Annotated in this window: 22 protein-coding genes; 9 read left to right on the top strand and 13 right to left on the bottom strand. The window is 65.3% G+C overall.

The features are described from left to right. Positions 1-18: 18 nt before the first annotated feature. The 4 genes from sucD (at position 19) to D7S89_RS09770 (ending at position 4,502) form a co-directional block, all read left to right on the top strand. Positions 19-900 (top strand): succinate--CoA ligase subunit alpha, encoded by an 882-nt coding sequence (gene sucD / locus D7S89_RS09785; RefSeq protein WP_121277481.1) that lies wholly within the window; start codon positions 19-21, stop codon positions 898-900. Positions 901-1,134: 234 nt separating this feature from the next. Next, complete coding sequence (locus D7S89_RS09780) at positions 1,135-1,878, top strand: TerC family protein (protein ID WP_121277895.1); 744 nt, start codon at positions 1,135-1,137, stop codon at positions 1,876-1,878. 135 nt (positions 1,879-2,013) lie between these two features. Then, positions 2,014-2,577 (top strand): pilin, encoded by a 564-nt coding sequence (locus tag D7S89_RS09775; RefSeq protein ID WP_121277480.1) that lies wholly within the window; start codon positions 2,014-2,016, stop codon positions 2,575-2,577. Positions 2,578-2,723: 146 nt separating this feature from the next. Next, entirely contained in the window at positions 2,724-4,502 is a 1,779-nt protein-coding gene (locus D7S89_RS09770) for a PglL family O-oligosaccharyltransferase (protein ID WP_121277479.1), read from the top strand. A 101-nt stretch (positions 4,503-4,603) separates the two neighbouring features. On the opposite strand, the gene D7S89_RS09765 is transcribed toward D7S89_RS09770, so the two are convergent. The 13 genes from D7S89_RS09765 to D7S89_RS09705 all read right to left on the bottom strand — a co-directional run bounded on the left by D7S89_RS09765 (position 4,604) and on the right by D7S89_RS09705 (position 14,787). Continuing rightward, positions 4,604-4,816: a hypothetical protein gene (locus D7S89_RS09765; RefSeq protein ID WP_121277478.1), complete on the bottom strand. Its 213-nt coding sequence runs from the start codon at positions 4,814-4,816 to the stop codon at positions 4,604-4,606. Continuing rightward, the gene (locus D7S89_RS09760) at positions 4,813-5,241 is read right to left on the bottom strand and encodes a hypothetical protein (protein ID WP_220702135.1); all 429 of its coding nucleotides are present in this window, start codon (positions 5,239-5,241) and stop codon (positions 4,813-4,815) included. Before D7S89_RS09760 ends, D7S89_RS09765 begins: the two co-directional genes overlap by 4 nt. A gap of 245 nt (positions 5,242-5,486) precedes the next feature. Beyond that, on the bottom strand, positions 5,487-5,966 hold the full coding sequence (moaC, locus tag D7S89_RS09755; protein ID WP_121277476.1) for a cyclic pyranopterin monophosphate synthase MoaC: 480 nt from the start codon (positions 5,964-5,966) through the stop codon (positions 5,487-5,489). Between the two features lie 119 nt (positions 5,967-6,085). Continuing rightward, complete coding sequence (locus tag D7S89_RS09750) at positions 6,086-6,958, bottom strand: amidohydrolase family protein (protein WP_121277475.1); 873 nt, start codon at positions 6,956-6,958, stop codon at positions 6,086-6,088. A 118-nt stretch (positions 6,959-7,076) separates the two neighbouring features. Next, positions 7,077-7,520 carry a hypothetical protein gene (locus tag D7S89_RS09745; protein WP_121277474.1) on the bottom strand — a complete coding sequence of 148 codons (444 nt, stop codon included), beginning with the start codon at positions 7,518-7,520 and terminating at the stop codon, positions 7,077-7,079. 253 nt (positions 7,521-7,773) lie between these two features. Continuing rightward, complete coding sequence (locus D7S89_RS09740; protein ID WP_121277894.1) at positions 7,774-9,090, bottom strand: MFS transporter; 1,317 nt, start codon at positions 9,088-9,090, stop codon at positions 7,774-7,776. A gap of 66 nt (positions 9,091-9,156) precedes the next feature. Then, a complete protein-coding gene (locus D7S89_RS09735; RefSeq protein WP_121277473.1) occupies positions 9,157-9,879 on the bottom strand; it encodes a GntR family transcriptional regulator in 723 nt (240 codons plus the stop codon). Positions 9,880-10,058: 179 nt separating this feature from the next. Continuing rightward, positions 10,059-10,655 carry a DUF2946 family protein gene (locus D7S89_RS09730; protein WP_121277472.1) on the bottom strand — a complete coding sequence of 199 codons (597 nt, stop codon included), beginning with the start codon at positions 10,653-10,655 and terminating at the stop codon, positions 10,059-10,061. Beyond that, positions 10,648-11,700, bottom strand: coding sequence for a YheT family hydrolase (locus tag D7S89_RS09725; protein WP_121277893.1), 1,053 nt, complete (start codon positions 11,698-11,700; stop codon positions 10,648-10,650). The genes D7S89_RS09730 and D7S89_RS09725 overlap by 8 nt, the downstream gene beginning before the upstream one ends. Positions 11,701-11,752: 52 nt before the next feature. Then, positions 11,753-12,205, bottom strand: coding sequence for a nuclear transport factor 2 family protein (locus D7S89_RS09720; protein ID WP_121277471.1), 453 nt, complete (start codon positions 12,203-12,205; stop codon positions 11,753-11,755). Positions 12,206-12,367: 162 nt separating this feature from the next. Continuing rightward, positions 12,368-13,402, bottom strand: a complete 1,035-nt coding sequence (gene waaF, locus D7S89_RS09715; protein ID WP_121277470.1) for a lipopolysaccharide heptosyltransferase II — start codon at positions 13,400-13,402, stop codon at positions 12,368-12,370. A 203-nt stretch (positions 13,403-13,605) separates the two neighbouring features. Next, a complete protein-coding gene (locus tag D7S89_RS09710; protein WP_121277469.1) occupies positions 13,606-13,800 on the bottom strand; it encodes a zinc-finger domain-containing protein in 195 nt (64 codons plus the stop codon). A 63-nt stretch (positions 13,801-13,863) separates the two neighbouring features. Continuing rightward, a complete protein-coding gene (locus D7S89_RS09705) occupies positions 13,864-14,787 on the bottom strand; it encodes a branched-chain amino acid transaminase (protein WP_121277468.1) in 924 nt (307 codons plus the stop codon). Between the two features lie 192 nt (positions 14,788-14,979). Between D7S89_RS09705 and D7S89_RS09700 the strand changes: the two genes are divergently transcribed. From D7S89_RS09700 to fba, 5 genes are all read left to right on the top strand, one after another. Further along, positions 14,980-15,771 carry an AzlC family ABC transporter permease gene (locus tag D7S89_RS09700; RefSeq protein ID WP_121277467.1) on the top strand — a complete coding sequence of 264 codons (792 nt, stop codon included), beginning with the start codon at positions 14,980-14,982 and terminating at the stop codon, positions 15,769-15,771. Next, positions 15,771-16,094, top strand: a complete 324-nt coding sequence (locus tag D7S89_RS09695; protein ID WP_121277466.1) for an AzlD domain-containing protein — start codon at positions 15,771-15,773, stop codon at positions 16,092-16,094. Before D7S89_RS09700 ends, D7S89_RS09695 begins: the two co-directional genes overlap by 1 nt. A 210-nt stretch (positions 16,095-16,304) precedes the next feature. Next, positions 16,305-17,498, top strand: a complete 1,194-nt coding sequence (locus D7S89_RS09685) for a phosphoglycerate kinase (protein WP_121277464.1) — start codon at positions 16,305-16,307, stop codon at positions 17,496-17,498. Positions 17,499-17,777: 279 nt separating this feature from the next. Continuing rightward, complete coding sequence (gene pyk / locus D7S89_RS09680) at positions 17,778-19,214, top strand: pyruvate kinase (RefSeq protein WP_121277892.1); 1,437 nt, start codon at positions 17,778-17,780, stop codon at positions 19,212-19,214. A 206-nt stretch (positions 19,215-19,420) separates the two neighbouring features. Next, complete coding sequence (gene fba, locus D7S89_RS09675; RefSeq protein WP_121277463.1) at positions 19,421-20,485, top strand: class II fructose-bisphosphate aldolase; 1,065 nt, start codon at positions 19,421-19,423, stop codon at positions 20,483-20,485. Positions 20,486-20,518 lie beyond the last annotated feature (33 nt).

Here is a 20,518-nt window from a genome sequence, read left to right as displayed (position 1 = left end):
ACGAACAGAGGTCAATACATGTCGATTCTGATCAACAAAGACACGAAGGTCATCACGCAGGGCATCACCGGCAAGACCGGCCAGTTCCATACGCGCGCATGCCGTGAATACGCAAACGGCCGCGAAGCGTTCGTCGCGGGCGTGAACCCGAAGAAAGCCGGCGAAGATTTCGAAGGCATTCCGATCTACGCAAGCGTGAAGGAAGCGAAGGCTGAAACGGGCGCGACCGTTTCGGTCATCTACGTCCCGCCCGCAGGCGCTGCAGCTGCAATCTGGGAAGCCGTCGAAGCGGATCTGGACCTCGCGATCTGCATCACGGAAGGCATCCCCGTGCGCGACATGATCGAGCTGAAGGACCGCATGCGTCGCGAAAACCGCAAGACGCTGCTGCTCGGACCGAACTGCCCGGGCACGATCACGCCGGACGAACTGAAGATCGGCATCATGCCGGGCCACATCCACCGCAAGGGCCGCATCGGCGTCGTGTCGCGTTCGGGCACGCTGACGTACGAAGCGGTCGGCCAACTGACGGCGCTGGGCCTCGGCCAATCGTCGGCGGTCGGTATCGGCGGCGACCCGATCAACGGTCTCAAGCACATCGACGTCATGAAGATGTTCAACGACGATCCGGATACGGACGCCGTCATCATGATCGGCGAGATCGGTGGTCCGGACGAAGCGAACGCTGCGGAATGGATCAAGGGCAACATGAAGAAACCCGTCGTCGGCTTCATCGCCGGCGTCACGGCGCCCCCGGGCAAGCGCATGGGTCATGCCGGCGCGCTGATTTCGGGCGGTGCCGATACGGCGGAAGCGAAGCTCGAGATCATGGATGCCTGCGGCATCAAGGTCACGCGCAACCCGTCGGAAATGGGCCGCCTGCTGAAGTCGGTGCTGTAAGCCGTCATTCGACCGGTCAAGTGAACGACCGGGGCTCGGCGCCTGCCGTGCTTCGGTCCTAAGTCTCACCTGACATCGAACGTCGAGCCGTCGAGCTTTTGGTATCCTTGCGAAATTCTTTCGTAAGGTATCGATCGACGATAGAAGCGAGGAAGCCATTTATGGCTTCCTCGCTTTTTTATCGCGCGTCGAGTGCCGAAATCAGGAACGCTGTCTGCGCCTATGTTCGACTCCATGCTCGAGTTCTTTGTGACGCTCCATTGGGGAGCCGTCTTTCAAATCGTCCTCATCGATATTCTGCTCGGCGGCGACAATGCCGTCGTGATCGCGCTCGCGTGCCGTAATCTGCCGGCTACGCAACGTCTGCGTGGCGTACTGTGGGGGACGGCCGGGGCTATCTTGTTGCGTGTCGCGCTGATCGCTTTTGCGGTCGTGCTGCTCGACGTGCCGCTGCTCAAGTTCACCGGTGGATTGCTGTTGCTGTGGATCGGCGTGCGGCTCATCGCGCCGGCGCACGATCCGCATGAAAACATCAAGCCTGCCGACAAGCTGCTGACCGCGATCAAGACGATCATCGTGGCCGACGCCGTGATGAGCCTCGACAACGTGATCGCGATCGCGGGCGCGGCCGAAGCGGCCGATGAGCACCATCGCGTGGCGCTCGTCGTGTTCGGCCTCGTCGTCAGCATTCCGCTGATCGTCTGGGGTAGCACGCTGGTCTTGCGGCTGCTCGATCGTTTCCCGGTCATCGTCACGCTCGGTGCGGCGCTGCTCGGCTGGATTGCAGGCGGCCTCATCGTCAACGATCCGGCCGGCGACCGCTGGCCGTTGCTCGATACGCCGGCGGCCGAGTATGGCGCACGTATCGCCGGCGCCTTGCTCGTCGTCATCGTCGGCTATTGCCTCAAGCGCCGCGCGTTGCGGCGTGAAGCGGCGCGGCCGTCCGCGGGCACCTCTCACCCGTCCGACTCGCACTGAGCGTTCGCGGCGCGCATTGGCCGGCATGAGCCCGCATTGGCCATTCGGCCGACTGCCGCGACCATTTCCTCACCGCTACGCTGTTCGAATCGCTGCCCCCTTGGTGCGGGCAGCCTCGATTCGAGGAGTGTGCCGATGGTTTTCGCTGTTCCGTTTGTTCTACTTAGCGCTCGCACCGACCGGCCGCGTGCCGGCTTCACGTTGATCGAGCTGATGATCGCGCTCGCGATCGTGGGCGTCGTGGCCGCTTACGCGATTCCTGCTTACCAGGATTACGTGGCGCGCAGCCGTGTCGGCGAGGGGCTTTCGCTGGCGTCCGCCGCGCGCCTGTCCGTCGCCGAAAATGCGGTCAGTGGGAGTTTGCTCGGCAGCGGCTACGTCGCGCCACCGGCCACGCGTAACGTCACGTCGATCGACATCGATGACGACAACGGCCAAATTGCCATCCGCTATACGTCGCGCGTGGCGCCCGCAGGCAGCGAAACGCTCGTGCTCGTGCCGTCGGTGCCCGACGATGCGGCGTCGCCCACTTCTCGTGTGGCGTTGGCCAAGGGGGCCGCGCAGGCGGGGACGCTGACATGGGAATGCTTCTCGCGCGACAAGCAGGCGTCGTCGCTGTCGGCGCCCGGTTCGGGGCCGCAACCGCGCGAGCAAGCGACGTTGCCCGCGCATCTCGCGCCTGCCGACTGCCGTGCGTAACGAGCGGGAAAAGCGGCTGGCAGGGGGCGAGCGGGGTCACCCGAGGGGCGGCCGGTTAGTTGACGGAAGACAACAGACCACGCTACCCGCGCACAGTGAAACGATTTTTTTGTATAGTGCGCCGGTTGCTGACGCCCCCATTGCTCATGACTTCCCCTTTCGCACGATATCTGTCGCTCGCGCTGCTGGCCCTTGCAGTGCTGTTGCCCTACGCGGTGACGAACCACACGTACCCGATTCCGACGTTCTATTCCGAATTCACGGCGCTGTCGCTGTATCTGCTCGTCGGTGCCGGCGTCGCCTGGATGCTCTCGAGCGCCAGGCCGCGCATCACGTTGGCGAGCCCGACGGTGGCGCTCGTGCCGCTCGCGTTCGGGCTCGTGCTCGTCGCGCAGACGTTCATCCTGCCGGTCGCGCAGCCGTCGATGAACTGGCTCGGCGCGGGCTTTCTCCTCGCGGCGTTCATGGCCACGCATGCCGGTTACGGCTTTGCGCGCGCGAATCTCGCTGAAACCGCGCTGCGCTGGATGGCTGTCGCGATGATGGTCGGCGGCGTGTTCGCCGTGTTTTGCCAGCTCGTGCAGCTGTTCCACGCCGAAGCGCACTTTGCGCCGTTCGTGGTCGCGTACAACATCACCGTTGACCGGCGCCCGTTCGGCAACATGGCGCAGGCCAATCACCTGGCCTCCGTCATCGCGTTCGCGCTGGCCGCGGCGATGTATCTCGTGCAGGCGCGCCGCTTGAATGTCGTCGCGTGGGTCGCGCTGTCGGTGATCTACGTGCTGGGGCAGGCGCTGACGGTCTCGCGCGGCCCGTGGCTGCAAACGGCCGTGGTTGCCGTGGCCGGATGGTGGATGGCGCTCTCGCTCGCACGCAGTGATACGACTGGGCGGCGGCACACGCGCGAATGGATGCTGCCGGTTCTGCTGCTGGTGCTGTTCTTCGGCGTGAACATCGCGGTGCGCTGGGCCAACGTGCACTACCACCTCGAGCTCGACGTCTCGGCTGCCCACCGCTTCCAGGACAAGGGACAGATCGCGCCGCGGCTGGCAATGTGGAAGTACGGCTGGACGATGTTCAAGGAGAGCCCGTGGCTCGGTGTCGGCTGGGGCGAGTTTCCGCGCTATCAGTTCGCGCTCGTGAAGGCGCTCGGCAGTGTCGAGATCGCCAACAACTCGCACGACATTTTCGTCGACTTGCTCGCGAAGTCGGGCTTGATCGGCGTCGGTGTGCTCGTGATCGGCCTCGTCGCGTGGTTCGTGCGCGTGCTGCGCGCGCCGCACACGCCCGCGCGCGTGTTCGGCCTGTCGCTGATCGGCGTATTGCTGATGCACGCGCTCGTCGAGTATCCGCAGCAGTACATGTTCTTCCTGCTGCCGGCGATGTTCGTATTTGGCGTGCTCGAGACGAAGCCGCTGCGCATCGTGCCGCCGCTTGTCTCGACGGGCATGTTCATGGCGCTCGTGCTCGGCGGACTGGCCGCCTTGTGGCCGATCTATCGCGACTACGCGCGTGCCGAGGTGCTGTACTACGGTGCGCATCCGGCCGACGACTATCGCGCCGATCCGTCGGTGCTGTTCGGTGCATGGGGCGAATACGGGATGGCGACGCTGCTGCCGATCGACCGCAACGATCTCGCGACGAAGCTCGCGATGCACAAGCAGGCGATCGCGCTGCTGCCGGGCGAGACGGTGCTGCGCCGTTATGCGGTCCTGCAAGCGCTCGACGGCAACGAGGCCGATGCGCTCGATACGGTCGAGCGTCTGAAGATCTTTGCCGACATGCTGCATGACTGGCCGGCGCAGCTTGCCGCGCTGTACGACCTGTGCAGCGACGAGCCGACGCTCGACACGTTCAAGGCCAAGCTTGTGAAGCTGTACGGCGTGCCGCCGAGCGGCGCGCAGGACGATAGCAGCGACGATTGATCGATCGCTATCGGGCGGTGCGCCGGATCTTGTGGTCCGGCGCGCACCCGCGCAGCGCGCTGATCAAGGCGCGCTCCAATCCCCCGATTTCCCGCCGTGCTTTACGTGTTCCGCCGTCGTCGAGGCCGGGACTCGATACCATGTTCGGCCAGCAGCTTGCGTAACCGGTGGTTCTCTGCGAACAAGCCGACGATCACGATAGTCATGATGATCGGCCCGGACCACTGACCGGTGTAGTGGTAGAAGGCCCACGCACCGAGGGCACACGCTATCGCGGTCAGCATCAGTGCGATACGGTCGAGAATCCAGTTCATGCGAGTGCCGCCTGTTTTTTGGGTGTCGCGGTCCGATGGCGGAATGCATAAGTGGCCCGAGACGGCGAATTAATGATCACCTCGGGGTTACGTTGCAGGAATGCCATCATTGTCGCTGGAACCCGAATACCGCTGCTGCCGGCCCATCGAGTGACGGCCGTCGACACCTGTGTGCTTTTGGTGCAGACCATCGAATCACTGGCTGCGACGATAAGACTACCGATCACCGCGCCGGTATAGCCCGCAGCACCGATTCCCGAGATTGCAGCGAGAACTTCCAAGCCGGTGGTTGCACCGATCATTTCTGCGACTGTTGCGTCCGCCCCCAGCTTCGACAGCGCGCCAAGCATTGCCGACAGGTTCGTTATTGCAGTGGTGTAGGTCGAAAACAGACTGTCTGGTGCAGGCAGGTGAAGCGCGGCCATGTTTTTCTGGAATGCCGCTTTGAAGCTAGGGCAAGTTATTGGCATCTTCGGACCTCGGATAATTGTTGTCCGAGCATTCTAGCGAACAGACAGGCAGCTCATGTACCTGAAAGGTGAGATAGGCGAACTGCGTAGAGCGACACGGAGAAGGCGTTGGTTCCCACGAATTTGATGGATTTGATCGCTCAGGAAGGACTATCGGTTTCGAACTCCGTTCAGCGAATTGAGGCTTGCACAACAAGACCTTAACCTTCAGCTACCCAATCTCCCGACTTCCCGCCATGCTTCTCCATCACCTTCACATCCGTGATCGTCATCCCCCGATCCACCGCCTTGCACATGTCATAGACGGTCAGCAGGCCCACCTGCACGGCTGTCAGCGCTTCCATCTCCACACCGGTCCGGCCGAGCGTCTCGACCTGCACACTACAGTGCACACCGGGCAGGGCTTCATCGAGTTCGAATTCGACGGCCACGCGAGTAAGCGCGAGCGGATGGCACAGCGGAATCAGATCGGCCGTGCGCTTGGCGCCCTGAATCGCCGCGATACGCGCGACACCGAGCACGTCGCCTTTCTTGGCATGACCGTCGCGGATCAGGGCGAGCGTGGCGGGCAGCATGCGGATCGTGCCGCGCGCAATGGCGATGCGCTTCGTTTCCTGCTTGCCGCCGACGTCGACCATATGGGCTTGGCCGGCCGCATCGAAGTGAGTGAGTTCTGGCATATCGGGCTCCGTCGAAGGGCGCTTATCTTAGCAGCGTAGTGTCGCGCCGCGCGGCTCGCGCCTGCTGCCGCTCAGTATCCTCCGATCGCCCCCCGCGTGTAGCGAGTGAGTACCTTGAGTCAACCGAACTTGAACAGCGCAGCCGGTGTATCGACGAGCACGACCTGACGTTCGTGCTCGCTCGACAGCAGCGTGCGCATCACGCAATGCGTGTCTTCGTAGGTCAGTTGCTGTTCGAATTGAGTGTGCGGCCAGTCGCTGCCCCAGACGAGCCGATCGAGACCGAACGCATCGCGCAGCAGCGTCAGCGCGGCGAGTGCCGTTTGCAGGCTCGCCGCATCGCCGATTCCATTGCGATAGGCGGCTGAAATCTTCACCCATACGCGTCGCGTCGCACCGAGTGTGAGCAGGTAGCGAAGGCCCTCGTCGGCGATGCCGAGCGTGGGCTCGGGCCGGCCGAAATGATCGACGACGACATCGACGCCATACGCGAGCAGCGGGGCAACGATGCGCGGCAGGCGGCGCGCTTCGCAGTGAACTTGCACGCACCAGTGCAATTGCGCGACCTTACGCAGCGTCGCACGCCAAGCCGGATGGTCGTATTCCGGATCGGCCATTTTGAGCACGTTGATCCGGATGCCGACGATGCCGCTCCGGGCGAGCGCATCGAGTAGTTCGGGGTGGGCGGCCACCACATGCGGATCGACGACGGCGATGCCGCGCAGGCGCCCGGGCGCGGCTGCGATGGCGCGCAACAGGTAGCTGTTGTCGGTGCCGAGAAAGCTCGGTTGCACGAGTACGCCGTGCGACAGACCATGCGCGTCGAGGCGCGCGAGAAAGTCGGCAAGCAGCGCATCGGAGGCGGGCCGATAGCGAGGCTGCTCGGCGAAGACGGAGGCGCGCGCAAACACATGCGCATGCGTGTCGATGCCGGTGATCGTGGTGTGCTGGGCGCAGCGCATGGCCGCTGCCGGGTGTTCGCGCGCGTTCATCGTGATGCGTCGGTTGGCTGGCGGCGCGTCGCGCGTTCACCGAACGCGGGGAGGGGACATCGAATGCGGGCGGGGGCGACGTCGCGGGAGGCGGTGCGTCGCGGGTGCCCGTTGGCCGTCAACGCTCGGCGGTTGCGAGGCAGGGCGCCTCGGTCTCGGCCGATGGGCGCACGATGCGCGTCTTGGGCAATGCGAAGTTGCCGAATTCGAGGCCGAGCCGATAGACCTGCGCGATGCGCATGGCGGCGTAGACGGCGCTCGGCGCGCTGACGAAGTCGAGTAGCGGGTGCTCGTTGCCGTCCTCGTCGCTGACGTAGATGCCGAAGAACTCGGGCGGCGTCGTCGCGATGCCTTGAACGGCGGTGGTCTTCGCTGTCCTGCCGCGCACGCGATGCACGGCGAGGCGCTTCGCGATCTGCGGGCGTTGGCCGAACCAGGCGAGACATTCGGTGTGGCGAGGGGCGAGCAAATCGCCGTCTTCGAAGAGATCGTCGGGAAAGTCGGGCGGATGGGGAGGTTTCGCTTGTGGCGGAACACGCTGGCGGGATGCCGGCTGGCTCATGGTCCGTTCTCCGTTGCCGATGATCGATAGCACGCTGGCCGTTACCTTCGAGGGGTTCAACGTTGGACAAAAGGGCGGTCGCTGTACGAGCCGACCGCCAAGCCGCCTGCGTCCGAGGGAGGAGAGAGACGAGGATTGCAAGCGGGACACGGCGCTGGCAGACGCCATGTCGGGGAAACCGGTAACGGTGCCGCGGCGCGTGGCCGGCTAGCAGCAGGGCGCAACGCATCGCGGCACCGTTTTGCATACGAGGCTACGCGGCAGGCGGCGAGCCCGCCGACCACTGCGGCCGTGCGGTGCCGGCCAGGCGCGCGTCGGCGAGCGTGCGTCCGCGCGTCTCGGGCAGCATCAGCACGGCGAGCGCGACGATCGCGTAGGCGATCGCGGCATCGACGCCGATCGCAAAACCGAGCGAATGCGTCTTCGCTAGATGCCCGACCATCAACGGAAACACGGCCGAGACCACGCGCCCGAAGTTGTAGCAAAAGCCGACGCCGGTGCCGCGAATGCCGTGCGGATAGAGCTCGCTGAACAGCGCGCCCATGCTGGCCGGAATGCCGGCCGCGAAGAAGCCGAGCGGAAAGCCGAGGATGAGCATGGCCGTGTTGCTGAGCGGCATCAGCAGATAGACGATCACCGTGGCCACGCACAACAGCGAGAACGTGAGGATCGTGCTGCGTCGGCCGATGCGGTCGAGCAGGTGCGAACAAACGATACAGCCGCAAAAGAACGCGACGATGATGACGGCCAGATACCCGCCCGTGCCGAGTACCGACAGGTGCCGCTCGGTTTTCAGGTAGGTGGGCAGCCAGGTCATCAGTGCGTAGTAGCCGCCGTGCGCGCCGACGCCGAGCAACGCGCCCACGAGCGTCATGCGCAGCACGCTCGGCGCGAAAATGCCGAGCAGCGGCAAGCTCGGCGCATGCTGCGAGCCTGAAGGCGTGGGCGCTTGCGCATCGAGTGCGTCGTTCATCGAACCGGGCGTCGGCTCCGGCACGGCGCGCCGCACGTAGAAAATCAGCAGTGCGGGCAGCAGGCCGATCGCGAACATGACGCGCCACGCGGTAGCGCCCGGCAGCAGCGAGAACATCGCGGCGTAGAGCAGCACGGCGGCCCCCCAGCCGACCGACCAGGCGCTTTGCACCGTACCCATCGCCTTGCCGCGGTGCGACGAGCGGATCGTCTCGGCCATCAGCACCGCGCCGGCCGCCCACTCACCGCCGAAGCCGAAGCCTTGCAGCGTCTTGAGCACGAGGAACTGCGTGTAGTCCTGAGCGAACGCGCAGGCAAACGTGCAGACGGAGAAAAAGACGATCGTGACCTGCAGCGTGCGCACGCGCCCGATGCGATCGGCGAGCGCGCCGGCGAACCAGCCGCCGAGCGCCGAGGCAATGAGCGTCACGCTGGCAACGAGGCCGGCTTCCGTCTTGCTGATGGCCCATTCGGCGATGATGGCCGGAATGACGAGACTGAAGATCTGCATATCGAGCGCATCGAGCGCCCATCCACCGAAGCACGCCCAGAAAGTGCGGCGCTCGGTTGGCGAAACCTTGCTGAACCAACTGAACATCAACGTCTCCTTCGGAATGGAATACACGATTCACGGGAAGGTGCGCGTTTGACGCAGCGCGAAAAGCTAATGAATCTCGACCTGGTATTGGAATTCGCTCGCCGATCCGCGCGAGCGTCTCCATTCGAGTGGCCGCCTGTCGTAGCCATAGGCCAGCCGCTCGATCACGATGACGGGCGTACCCGGCTCGATCCGCAGCAGCCGGGCATACGCCGCATCGACGGTCTCCACGGACAGCATTTCGCTGGCCGAGGCAATGACCTGATCGCAATGCGTCTCGTACACCGGGTACAGAAGATCGCCGATCGCAGCCATATCGAGCACCGCGAACGCCGCAAATCGGGCGTACGGCAGCCAGATCTCTTCAGCGAGCATCGGCGTGTCGTCGATCAGACGCAGACGCGACATCCGGATGACCTGCGCACCGGGCTCGATCTGCAGCCGCTCCGCGACGGCCGTCGGTGCGGGAATCACTTCGCGCACCAGAATCCGGCTGGCCGGGATGCGTCGTTCGCCGCGCCGGCTCTGAAACCGGAAGAAACGGAACAGCGAAGCATCGAAACTGGCGCGCCGCACGAACGTTCCGCGGCCCTGAAAGCGCTCGAGCAACCCGTCGGCGACGAGCTGATCGACCGCTTTGCGCACCGTGCCAATCGCCACGCCATAGATGCGCGCGAGCTCCTGCTCGGTCGGGATCGCTTCGCCCGGTCGCCATCGATGATCGGCGATCTGGGAAGCGAGTTCGTCACGCAGACGTTGATAGCGCGGTAAGCGGCTGTCGGTTTGCATGTTGGCTCTCCAACGGGACGGCAAATCGATCGGACTGCGCGATCATATATTCATTTGTATGAATTCGCATCGAATGCGACCGAGGGTCGCTTCGGTGGCAAAAAATGCAAGGGCCGATTCTTAGAAAAACGGAAAAAACGACTCGTTTGCGGTGTTAATGCGTACCGCGAACGGCGTTCTCAGGCGGGGCGGGCGGTATCGGCCAGGCGCGCGTTGGCCGGGCTTGCGACGAAGCCGAAGCGCCTGGCGACGTCGGCGTGATGGATGGCGGACAGCGGCAGCGTCGCGTCGGCACGCCACGCAAGACGGCCGGTGCAGCCGTCCGGCTCGAGGTGCGCCAGATCGGCGAACAGATCGAGATCGTGATCGTGCAGCAGCGCCACGCGGGCGGGCTGCGACGTGTCGACCAACAGGACGCCGCCTTCGTCGTCGACGAGTCCAGCGGACGGCGCGAAGGGGCGGCCGGTCTGATCGGTCAGCGTCGGCGTGCCCGAGGCGTCGAGCGCGAGCCGCACGACCCACGGTGCGTAGGCGAGCTCGACGTAGACCCGCTGCGGCCCGTTCTGAAAGAACCATTGACCCTGTTCGTCGCACTCGTAGTTGCGATTGATGAAGCCGAGCAGGGCGGCGTGGCGCACCGGTGTGCCAAGTGCGCCTTGCTGCTGTGCGGCCTCGTCGCGCATGCGCCATTGGCCGCGCCGATCGAGCAGCAGCCAGCCGGTGCAGTGCGGCACGTCAGGCCATTTGGCCAACGCCGCCTTGACGATGTCATCCATGAGGGGCGAACGGTTCGAGAAACGTGAACACGCGCCGCGACAGCCAGTCGATACGGCCCGGGAACGGACCGGTCATGAAGCCGACGTGGCCGCCCGCTTCAGGCTGATCGAGCTCGATGGCCGGCGACACCTCTGCGCGCGTGGGGAGTGCCGTGCTCGGCAGGAACGGGTCGTTGCGCGCGTTGAGCACGAGCGTGGGCACGACGACGTCGGGCAGCAGCGGCCGCGTGGTGGCTTCGGTCCAGTAGTGCTCGGTATTGCGAAAGCCGTGCAGCGGCGCAGTCACGACGTTGTCGTAGTCGTACATCGTCCGGCAGGCGAGCATCGCGTCGCGGTCGAACAGGCCCGGGTATTGCTCGAGCTTTTGCAGCGCTTTCTTCTTGAGCGTTTTCAGAAAGCTCATCGTGTAGACGAGCGCGAAGCCCTGTGACAGCGCCCGGCCGCCCGCGTGCACGTCGAGCGGCGTAGAGATCGCGGCGGCGGCGGCGACGAACGCGCAATCGCGGCCGCGCTCGCCGAGCCAGCGCAGCAACACGTTGCCTCCCAGCGAAACGCCCGCGACGACGATCGGCCCCGCGTGCGAGGCGCGCAGCCGGCGCAGCACCCAGTCGACTTCGGCACTGTCGGCAAGGTGATAAAAGCGCGGCGCCAGATTGAGCGGCCCGCTGCAGCTGCGAAAGTGCGGCACGACGCCGTGCCAGCCTTGCGCCTGTGCGGCGGCCATCAGCGCGCGTGCGTAGTGCGAGTCGGAGCTGCCCTCGAGCCCGTGAAACAGCACGAAGAGCGGTGCTCCAGCGGCGGGTTGGGCCGCGGAATCGGCTGGATGGGCGAGCCAGTCGAGATCGATGAAGTCGCCGTCGGGCGTATCCCATCGCTCGCGCCGGTAGGCCACGTCGGGCCGGCGTGCGAACAGGGCGGGGACGATGGTCTGAGCGTGGCTCGTCGGCAACCATCGCGGCGGGCAATAGAGCAGATCGACGAGCGTGTTCCTGGCGGCCGGCCCCGGGGCCGGGATCGATGCGGGCTTATCGTGCGCCGTGCTCATGACCATCCCCAAACCTGAAAACACGGACGAGGCGCGCTTCGCGCATCGTCCCTCAGTGCAGCGCTCCCTGACCGTGCCGGAACTTCGCGGCGAACTGGCTCGCCGTCTCGTCGGGCATCGGGCTTGCGTGAATGTGCGCGATGCGCCATTCGCCGCGTTCATGAACCAGCACGTAGCTCGTGTACACCATGCTCGGCGCCGCGAGCGGATCGATCGCGCGATGCGCCTCCACGACCGCGTAGACGACGGTCCCGAGACTGTCGTACACGCGGACATCGAGCGGTTCGATGGAAGTGGGCAGCGTCTTGGTGTCGATCAGGCCGACCAGGCCTGCGCGGATGTCGTCGACTCCATGCCAGTGTCCGCCGCCCGCATGGATGAAGCTCGCGAACTCTTCGTCGATCCACATGGCCATCAACGCGTCGATGTTGCCTTCGGCGATGGCTTGGTAGTACGCGTTGAGCGTGTCGGCTGCGGCTTCGAACAGGCGGGCAAAACGTGGCATGGCGGGTTGGCTCGTTGAGGTTCAAACGTCGCACGATCGAATCGGGCAACGTCGATGCGCTTGCCGCGCCATGCGCCGCGAGCCCGATCGACGCGCGTGCTCGACTCGCCGCACGGCGCCAGCAATCCATGAACGCACGAACGCGAAATGCGTGTCGGTGCGTCAGCGCTCGCCGAGCAGCATTCCGCGCAGGTCGCCGAACACCTGTTCAGCCGACAGATCGCGCAGACACTTCAGATGGCCGAGCGGGCATTCGCGCGCAAAGCAGGGACTGCATTCAAGGTGCAGCCATTGTACCTTTGCGAGGTCCGATAACGGTGGGGTGTGGCGTGGATCACTCGAGCCGAAGACGGCGACGAGCGGACGGCGTAGCGCCGCAGCCACATGCATGAGCCCCGAATCGTTGCTGACGACGGCGCCGGCACGCGAGATCAGCGCGCACGCTTCGCCGAGCGAGGTCTGCCCGCAGAGATTGCGCACCTGCGGGGCACGCTCGACGATCGCTTGCGCAAGCGGCGCATCCTTGTTCGAACCGAGGGCGACGATCTGCGTATAGGGGAACGATTGGCCGATCATCTGCGCGAGCGCCGCGAAATGCTCGGGCGGCCAGCGCTTGGCGCTGCCGTATTCGGCGCCGGGGCAGAACACGACGAGCGGCACGCGCGTGTCGAGATGAAAGCGCGTCGAGACGCGGGCCGATTCGTTCGGGTCCGCCTCCAGGCGCGGCATCGGCAGGCGCGTCTCCAGATCCGGCACGTTGGCGCCCGGCGCGTAGGCCAGCGCCGCATAGTGCGCGGCCATCGGCCCGCGCTCGTCCTTGCGCGGATTGGCGTGACGGACGTTCAGCAGTCCGTAGCGGCTTTCGCCGGAGTAGCCGATGCGCAGGCGGATGCCTGCGAGCCATGGGATCAGCGCCGACTTCAGCGAGTTCGGCAGCACGTAGGCGGCGTCGTAGCCGACTTCGCGCAGATCGCTCGCGAGCTGCCAGCGGCGCAGCAGTTGCAGTTTGCCGTGCGCGAGATCGGTCGCATGGACATCATGGATCTCCGGCATGCGTTCGAGCACGGGCGCAACCCAGGTGGGTGCGACCGCGTCGATGACGATGCGCGGATGCAGTTGCTTGAGCAGCGCGAACAGCGGCTGCGCCATCAACGCGTCACCGATCCAGTTCGGTGCGATAACCAACGCGCGACGCATCAGTAGGAATGTCCGAGGTGGTGGGGCACGAAATGTACGACATGCGGCGCCCGCGGGCGCCGCATGCTATCTGCAATGGAAAAAACGATGCGGGGAAGCGGCCGCCATGCGCGGCCGGTCTCGCCGGTTCGGCGTCGCGTTTGGCCGCTCGCGCGCGCTCTGGCCGAGCGCACGCACAAGCGGTGCACGCGAACGGAGCGGCTTCAGTGACCTTTGACGACTTCGCCGTCGCGCAGCTTGTAGCGCGTGCCGCAGTACGGGCAACGTGCTTCGCCGTGCGAGACATCGATGAACACGCGCGGATGCGAGCTCCAGCGCGGCATCGACGGGTTCGGGCAATATGCGGGCAGATCTTTGGCCGACAGCTCGACCAGCGGCATTTCCTTGAGTTCGCTCATGGGGACCAGTTCTCGTTTCTCGTTATAGCGGGTGGGGTGCGGCCGGATGGCCGCGCCTTGCGTTCAAATCTTCGTCAGCCAGTGCGCGTGCTTCTCGTCCTTGCCGGACACGATGTCGAAGAACGCCGCTTGCAGTTTTTCGGTGATCGGGCCGCGCGTGCCGGCGCCGATCGTGCGGTTGTCGAGCTCGCGGATCGGCGTGACTTCGGCGGCCGTGCCGGTGAAGAATGCTTCATCGGCCGTATAGACTTCGTCGCGCGTGATGCGCTTCTCGATCACCTCGATGCCGGCCTCCTTGGCGAGCCGGATGATCGTGTCGCGCGTGATGCCGTCGAGGCACGAGGCCAGATCGGGCGTGTACAGCTTGCCGCCGTTCACGAGGAAGAAGTTCTCGCCCGAGCCTTCCGACACGTAACCGTCGACGTCGAGCAGCAGGGCTTCGTCGTAGCCGTCGGCCGTCGCTTCCTGGTTCGCGAGAATCGAGTTCACGTACCAGCCCGAGGCTTTGGCGCGCACCATCGACACGTTCACGTGATGGCGCGTGAACGAGGACGTCTTCACGCGGATGCCCTTCGCCATGCCTTCCTCGCCGAGGTAGGCGCCCCACGGCCAAGCCGCGATCGCGACGTGGATCGTATTGCCGCGCGCCGACACGCCGAGCTTTTCGGAGCCGACCCAGATGATCGGACGCAAATAGCAGGATTCGAGCTGGTTCGCGCGCACGACCTCGCATTGCGCCGCGGCAAGCGTGTCGTGGTCGAACGGCACGTCCATCTGGAAGATCTTCGCCGAGTTGAGCAGACGTTTCGTGTGTTCCTGCAGGCGGAAGATGGCCGTGCTGCCGTCGACGGTCTTGTATGCGCGCACGCCTTCGAAGACACCCATGCCGTAATGCAGCGTGTGCGTGAGGACGTGGATCTTGGCGTCGCGCCACTCGATCAGCTTGCCGTCCATCCAGATCTTGCCGTCGCGATCGGCCATTGACATACGTATCTCCTAGCGATGCAGCGTGAAGCGCGTGCGGTGAAGCGTAAAGCTAAAGCGACAAGATCTCTATTTTAGCGTCTTTTGCATGACGCCCGACCATGCAATGTGCGAAGCGACTCTATAATCGGGCTCCACCTTGATTCCTCCGAAGGCGGCTTCGCACGTACGGAGCCGCCGCGGCACGCTGCCCACATGCTTGCTCGTTTCTCGCCTGTCGATCGCGCCGCCTTTCGCGAAGGCCTGCGCGACTACGCCCCGACCTTCTTCGCGTTGCTGTCGTGGGGCCTCGTCACCGGCATCGCCATGAACAAGTCGGTGCTGACCGTGCCGCAGGCCATCGCCATGTCGCTGTTCGTGTACGCGGGCTCGTCGCAACTGGCCGTGCTGCCGCTGCTGGCCGCGAAGCTGCCGTTGTGGGCCGTGCTGTTGACCGCCGCGATGGTCAATACGCGCTTCGTCATCTTCAGTGCAGGTCTCGCGCCGCATTTCGCCTATCAGCCGCTGTGGCGCCGGCTCGTGATCGGCTATTTCAACGGCGACGTCGTCTATCTGCTGTTTCAGCGCAAGCCGTTCGCGAACGGCTACGTGCCGGGCAAGGAAGCCTATTTCTGGGGCATGGCCGCCGTCAGCTGGATCGGCTGGCAGATCTCCTCGATCGTCGGCATCCTGCTCGCGAGCCTGTTTCCCGACAATTGGGGCCTTAGCCTGGCCGGTACGCTCGCGCTCGTGCCGCTGCTCGTGGCGGCGGTCGTCAACCGCTCGACGCTCGCGGCAGTCGGCGTGGCCGGCATCGTCGCGCTCGTGGCGATCGACCTGCCTTACCGGCTCGCGCTGCCGCTGGCCGTCATCGCCGCGCTGGGCGCCGGCAGCGTCGTCGACATGCTGGTCGAGCGCGCCGATCTGCGGCGCATCCGCCGCCACACCGGCCAGGGCGCACCGGGGCAGGTGCCGCGCGTGCTCGACGCGAACGAGGAGAAGAGGTGATGACGAGTGCTTACGTCTGGTGGGTCATTGCCGGGATGACGTTGGTGACGGCCGTGACGCGCGCGTTCTTCCTGATCGGCGGCGAGCGCGCCGTCCTGCCCGAGCGCGTGCAGCGCGCGCTGCGCTATGCGCCGGCTGCGGCACTGATGGCCGTGGTGTTGCCCAACGTGCTCCAGACGTCGCACGGCATCTCGTTCGCGCCCGCCAATCACGCGTTCTACGCGACGCTTGCGGGGCTCGCTTGGTTCCTGTTGCGACGCGGCATGCTCGGTACGATCGTCGTCGGCATGCTGGTGTTCACGCTGCTGCGCTTAGTCGGCTGAAATGGCAGGCGCGCGGGCGGCAAGCTGCGCCATGCGCGCCGCAAAATACGCGAGATTCGTTGCGACGGCGGCCGGATGCAGGCCTCGATCGGCTAAAATGCACGTCTGCTGCTGCTCGGCGTATTGCTCGGGCGCACCGGTTTCAGGCCGGCACCGCCACGTCGCCAGGGCAGCGTTTCGCCCGCCACTAACCCGCATGCGTACATTCCCATGAGCCAAGTATTGCGTCTCTCCGATCTGATTGCCGCAGGCAAGCTGTCCGGCAAGCGTGTCTTCATCCGTGCCGACCTGAACGTTCCGCAGGACGATCAAGGCAACATCACCGAAGACACCCGCATTCGCGCCTCCGTGCCGGCGATCCAGGCCGCGCTCGGCGCGGGTGCAGCCGTGATGGTCACCTCGCATCTCGGTCGTCCGACGGAAGGGGCGTTCAAGCCCGAAGACTCGCTCGCACCCGTGGCCAAACGCCTCGGCGAACTGCTCGGCCGTGAGGTGCCGCTCGTGGCCAATTGGGTCGAGAACGGCGTGAGCGTCGCGGCAGGCCAGGTCGTGCTGCTCGAGAACTGCCGCGTCAACCAGGGCGAGAAGAAGAATTCGGACGAGCTCGCGCAGAAGATGGCGCGACTGTGCGACATCTACGTGAACGACGCGTTCGGCACGGCGCACCGCGCCGAAGCCACGACGCACGGCATCGCCAAGTATGCCGAGGTCGCCTGCGCAGGCCCGTTGCTGGCGGCCGAGCTCGATGCGCTCGGCAAAGCGCTTGGCAATCCGAAGCGTCCGCTCGTGGCGATCGTCGCGGGTTCGAAGGTCTCGACCAAGCTGACGATCCTGAAGTCGCTGGCCGAGAAGGTCGATCAGCTGATCGTGGGCGGCGGCATCGCGAACACGTTCATGCTCGCAGCGGGCCTGCCGATCGGCAAGTCGCTGGCCGAGCACGATCTCGTCGACGAAGCCAAGGCCATCATCGAAGCGGCGCGCGCGCGCGGCGCCTCGGTGCCGATCCCGACCGACGTCGTGACGGCCAAGGCGTTCTCGGCGACGGCCGCGGCGACGACCAAGTCCGTCGCGCAGATCGAAGCCGACGACCTGATCCTCGACATCGGTCCGCAGACGGCCCGTGCGCTGGCCTCGCAGCTCGCCAGCGCCGGCACGATCGTCTGGAACGGTCCGGTCGGCGTGTTCGAGTTCGATCAGTTCGGCGGCGGCACGAAGACGCTCGCCGAGGCGATCGCGCATTCGTCTGCGTTCTCGATCGCCGGTGGCGGCGACACGCTCGCGGCTATCGCCAAGTACGACATCCAAGACAACGTCAGCTACATCTCGACCGGCGGTGGCGCGTTCCTCGAGTTCCTCGAGGGCAAGAAGCTGCCGGCCGTCGAAGTGCTCGAATCGCGGGCCTGACGCGTGGCCTCGCGCGCGCCCAAGGCCGCCAGGTCGTCCGCGCCCAAGCGGGCGGCCAAGCCGGCACGGCCGGCGCAACCGGCGGCCGGCGTGGCAATCGCACACGCCGCGGGCAGCGACAACAACTTCTGGGGCGGCGCGGCAGCCGCCCCATCCAACGACAAAGCGACGCCGGCACGAACCGGCGCGCAACCGGGCGGGCACGCTCAAGCGCTGCTCGCCCTCACGCATCCGTCTCGCAGCGCTTCCACCCGCGATCTCACCCAGACGAGGAGACACATGCATCGCGCCACCAAGATTGTCGCCACCATCGGCCCGGCATCGAGCTCGCCCGATATCCTGCTGCAGATGATGCAGGCGGGCCTGGACGTCGTGCGCCTGAATTTTTCACACGGTACGGCCGACGATCATCGCCAACGCGCTGAGTACGTGCGCGAGGCGGCACGCAAGGTCGGCCGCGAAGTGGCCATCATGGCCGATCTGCAAGGGCCGAAAATCCGCGTCGGCAAGTTCGAGAGCGGCAAGACGACGCTCGTGCCGGGCTGCGCCTTCATCCTCGATGGGGCCTGCGAGCTCGGCAACGACGAGCGCGTCGGTCTCGACTACAAGGATCTGCCGCGCGACCTGAAGCCCGGTGACGTGCTGCTGCTCAACGACGGCCTGATCGTGCTGACGGTCACGCGCGTGGTGGGCGAGGAAATCCACACGATCGTGAAGGTCGGCGGCGAGCTGTCGAACAACAAGGGTATCAACCGCCAGGGCGGCGGCCTGACGGCGCCGGCGCTGACGGCCAAGGACATGGAGGACATCCGCACGGCGATGTCGATCGGTGTCGACTACATCGCCGTGTCGTTTCCGAAGAACGCGACCGACATGGAGATGGCGCGCCAGCTCGCCAACATCGCGGGCATGCCGTACGGCCTGAAGCCGAAGATGATCGCGAAGATCGAGCGCGCCGAGGCGATTCCCGTGCTGCAAGGGATTCTCGATGCGTCGGACGGCATCATGGTCGCGCGCGGCGATCTGGCCGTCGAAGTCGGCAACGCGGCGGTGCCGGCGCTGCAAAAGCGCATGATCCGCATGGCGCGCGAGTCGAACAAGCTCGTGATCACGGCGACGCAGATGATGGAGTCGATGATCCACGCGCCGGTGCCGACGCGTGCCGAAGTGTCGGACGTCGCCAACGCGGTGCTCGACGGCACCGACGCGGTGATGCTGTCGGCCGAGACGGCGGCTGGCAAGTATCCGGTGCAGACGATCGAGGCGATGGCCGCGATCTGCATCGAGGCCGAGAAGTCGGAGCACGTCGAGCTCGACAAGGATTTCCTCGACCGCACGTTCACGCGCATCGATCAGTCGATTGCAATGGGCGCACTTTTCACCGCCTACCACCTCGGCGCCAAGGCGATCGTCGCGCTGACCGAATCGGGCGCGACGGCACTGTGGCTCTCGCGTCACTGGACGCACGTGCCGATCTTCGCGCTGACGCCGCGCGTGGGCAGCGAACGCGCGATGGCGCTGTTTCGCAACGTCACGCCGCTGGCCGTCGAGATCAACCAGGATCGCGATCAGGCGCTCAAGCAGGCCGTGGAAGTGGTCGTCGCCAAGGGCTTTGCGTCGCGCGGCGACATGATCGTGCTGACCGTCGGCGAGCCGATGGGGCAGGCGGGGGGCACGAACACATTGAAGATCGTGCGCGTCGGCGATCCGTACTGAGCCGCGCAAGTTGAAAACAAGGGAACGCCGGCCACGAGCCGGCGTTCGCCGTCAGGGGCGATAGCAGAGCAGATTGACCGCGATTGTTCGCGCGAACACGCTCAATCGACCCCGAATGCGGGAGTGCCGCCCGCTTCGCGATAAAATCGCGTAATTCGCACAAAAGTGCCGACCGAGCACCCGATTTCAATCCAAGGAGTAACAGCATGCCTCTCGTATCAATGCGTCAACTGCTCGACCACGCTGCCGAGCACGGCTACGGCCTGCCTGCGTTCAACGTGAACAACCTGGAGCAGGTTCAGGCGATCATGGCCGCGGCGGATCAAGTTGGCGCCCCGGTCATCATGCAAGCCTCGGCCGGTGCACGCAAATACGCGGGCGAGCCGTTCCTGCGCCACCTGATCGAAGCGGCGATCGAGTCGTACCCGCATATTCCGGTCGTGATGCACCAGGACCACGGCCAGTCGCCGGCCGTCTGCATGGCTGCGATGCGCAGCGGCTTTACCAGCGTCATGATGGACGGTTCACTCGAGGCCGACGGCAAGACCGTTGCGTCGTATGAATACAACGTCGACGTGTCGCGCAAGGTCGTCGAGATGGCGCACTCGATCGGCGTGACGGTCGAGGCCGAGCTCGGCGTGCTCGGTTCGCTCGAGACGATGAAGGGCGACAAGGAAGATGGCCACGGCGCGGAAGGCACCATGACGCGCGAGCAGCTGCTGACCGACGTCGAGCAGGCGGCCGACTTCGTGCGCGCGACGCAATGCGACGCGCTGGCCATCGCGATCGGCACCTCGCACGGCGCCTACAAGTTCACGAAGAAGCCGACCGGCGACATCCTCGCGATCGAGCGCATCAAGGAAATCCATGCGCGCATCCCGAACACGCACCTCGTCATGCACGGTTCGTCGTCGGTGCCGCAGGAACTGCTGGCCGAGATCCGCGAGTTCGGCGGCGACATGAAGGAAACGTACGGCGTGCCCGTCGAAGAGATTCAGGAAGGCATCAAGCACGGCGTGCGCAAGATCAACATCGACACCGACCTGCGTCTGGCGATCACGGGCGCGATCCGTCGCTACCTGTTCGAGAACCCGAGCAAGTTCGACCCGCGCGACTACCTGAAGCCCGCACGCGAAGCGGCCAAGAAGATCTGCGTCGACCGCTATCTGGCGTTCGGTTGCGAAGGCCAGGCGGCCAAGATCAAGGTGGTGCCGCTCGATAAGATGGCCGAGAAGTACAAGGCGGGCGAGCTCGCGCAAGTCGTGCGCTGACGCCGCCTGGGCCGGTCGTGCTCTCGCGAATGC

This window comes from Trinickia fusca, from assembly GCF_003628145.1.
In the GTDB taxonomy this organism is placed as follows: domain Bacteria; phylum Pseudomonadota; class Gammaproteobacteria; order Burkholderiales; family Burkholderiaceae; genus Trinickia; species Trinickia fusca.
The sequence above is the reverse complement of the archived record's forward strand: the minus strand, read 5'-3'. Positions and strand labels throughout refer to the sequence as shown.

Bases quoted from the DNA above. Each gene is read 5' to 3' on its own strand.
- D7S89_RS09745 (WP_121277474.1), bottom strand. From the start codon at position 7,520: ATGAGCCAGCCGGCATCCCGCCAGCGTGTTCCGCCACAAGCGAAACCT.
- D7S89_RS09740 (WP_121277894.1), bottom strand. From the start codon at position 9,090: ATGTTCAGTTGGTTCAGCAAGGTTTCGCCAACCGAGCGCCGCACTTTC.
- D7S89_RS09765 (WP_121277478.1), bottom strand. From the start codon at position 4,816: ATGAACTGGATTCTCGACCGTATCGCACTGATGCTGACCGCGATAGCG.
- D7S89_RS09695 (WP_121277466.1), top strand. From the start codon at position 15,771: ATGACGAGTGCTTACGTCTGGTGGGTCATTGCCGGGATGACGTTGGTG.
- D7S89_RS09770 (WP_121277479.1), top strand. From the start codon at position 2,724: ATGACTTCCCCTTTCGCACGATATCTGTCGCTCGCGCTGCTGGCCCTT.
- D7S89_RS09720 (WP_121277471.1), bottom strand. From the start codon at position 12,205: ATGCCACGTTTTGCCCGCCTGTTCGAAGCCGCAGCCGACACGCTCAAC.
- D7S89_RS09775 (WP_121277480.1), top strand. From the start codon at position 2,014: ATGGTTTTCGCTGTTCCGTTTGTTCTACTTAGCGCTCGCACCGACCGG.
- pyk (WP_121277892.1), top strand. From the start codon at position 17,778: ATGCATCGCGCCACCAAGATTGTCGCCACCATCGGCCCGGCATCGAGC.
- D7S89_RS09780 (WP_121277895.1), top strand. From the start codon at position 1,135: ATGCTCGAGTTCTTTGTGACGCTCCATTGGGGAGCCGTCTTTCAAATC.
- sucD (WP_121277481.1), top strand. From the start codon at position 19: ATGTCGATTCTGATCAACAAAGACACGAAGGTCATCACGCAGGGCATC.
- D7S89_RS09700 (WP_121277467.1), top strand. From the start codon at position 14,980: ATGCTTGCTCGTTTCTCGCCTGTCGATCGCGCCGCCTTTCGCGAAGGC.
- D7S89_RS09760 (WP_220702135.1), bottom strand. From the start codon at position 5,241: ATGGCCGCGCTTCACCTGCCTGCACCAGACAGTCTGTTTTCGACCTAC.
- waaF (WP_121277470.1), bottom strand. From the start codon at position 13,402: ATGCGTCGCGCGTTGGTTATCGCACCGAACTGGATCGGTGACGCGTTG.
- D7S89_RS09730 (WP_121277472.1), bottom strand. From the start codon at position 10,655: ATGGATGACATCGTCAAGGCGGCGTTGGCCAAATGGCCTGACGTGCCG.
- D7S89_RS09725 (WP_121277893.1), bottom strand. From the start codon at position 11,700: ATGAGCACGGCGCACGATAAGCCCGCATCGATCCCGGCCCCGGGGCCG.
- D7S89_RS09685 (WP_121277464.1), top strand. From the start codon at position 16,305: ATGAGCCAAGTATTGCGTCTCTCCGATCTGATTGCCGCAGGCAAGCTG.
- D7S89_RS09750 (WP_121277475.1), bottom strand. From the start codon at position 6,958: ATGAACGCGCGCGAACACCCGGCAGCGGCCATGCGCTGCGCCCAGCAC.
- fba (WP_121277463.1), top strand. From the start codon at position 19,421: ATGCCTCTCGTATCAATGCGTCAACTGCTCGACCACGCTGCCGAGCAC.
- D7S89_RS09710 (WP_121277469.1), bottom strand. From the start codon at position 13,800: ATGAGCGAACTCAAGGAAATGCCGCTGGTCGAGCTGTCGGCCAAAGAT.
- moaC (WP_121277476.1), bottom strand. From the start codon at position 5,966: ATGCCAGAACTCACTCACTTCGATGCGGCCGGCCAAGCCCATATGGTC.
- D7S89_RS09735 (WP_121277473.1), bottom strand. From the start codon at position 9,879: ATGCAAACCGACAGCCGCTTACCGCGCTATCAACGTCTGCGTGACGAA.
- D7S89_RS09705 (WP_121277468.1), bottom strand. From the start codon at position 14,787: ATGTCAATGGCCGATCGCGACGGCAAGATCTGGATGGACGGCAAGCTG.